Genomic DNA, 613 nt, shown 5'->3' with positions numbered 1-613 from the left:
TGACCTTGCCGTCGATCTCTTCGCACAGCCGGCTGACCTGGCTTTTGGAGATGCCGCTCATGCCCATGGCCTTGACCAGGTCGTCGACCGAGCGGGTCGAGATACCCTGGACGTAGGCCTCCTGGATGACAGCGGTTAGCGCCTTCTCGGCCATGCGGCGCGGTTCGAGAAAACCGGGGAAGTAGGAGCCCTTCCTGAGCTTGGGGATGCGCAGCTCGACGGTGCCGGCCCGCGTCTCCCAGTCGCGCTCGCGATAGCCGTTGCGCTGGGCCGTGCGCAATGGGTTCTTCTCGCCATAGGCGGCGCCGGTGGCGGCCCCAACCTCCAGCTCCATCAGCCGCTCGGCGGCAAAGCCGATCATCTCGCGCAAGAGATCGGAATCCGGAGTCTTCTCCACGAGCGCGCGCAGGTTCATCATGTCGTCGGTCATCGATGGTTCCTTCGAATCAGGTTGGAGTCAGCAACCCGACCTTACCGGCGAACCGTCGATGACCACCGCAAAGCCGCTCGCTCGCTTGTATGGGCTAATCTTTGTCAAGGTGATCTTTCAGTCGTTCCGTCTCCTTGTTCAGCCGTGTGCGCCCATTTGTTCCTGCTTTGGCTCCGGGGTCCA

2 protein-coding genes are annotated in these 613 nt (G+C 62.5%); one reads left to right on the top strand and one right to left on the bottom strand.

Annotated features, from left to right (window positions below):
• Window positions 1-430, bottom strand: a 430-nt coding sequence (locus NKH17_RS33360; protein ID WP_352973545.1) for a transposase, incomplete at its 3' end; no start/stop codon positions are given.
• Between NKH17_RS33360 and NKH17_RS33355 the strand changes: the two genes are divergently transcribed.
• Window positions 417-613 (top strand): hypothetical protein (locus NKH17_RS33355; RefSeq protein WP_352973544.1); only part of this gene is annotated, 197 nt, incomplete at its 3' end. The genes NKH17_RS33360 and NKH17_RS33355 overlap by 14 nt on opposite strands.

It is taken from the genome of Mesorhizobium sp. M1334 (assembly GCF_040317995.1).
In the GTDB taxonomy this organism is placed as follows: Bacteria; Pseudomonadota; Alphaproteobacteria; order Rhizobiales; family Rhizobiaceae; genus Mesorhizobium.
Note: the sequence above shows the minus strand (reverse complement) of the source record. Positions and strands in the feature narration are given on the sequence as shown.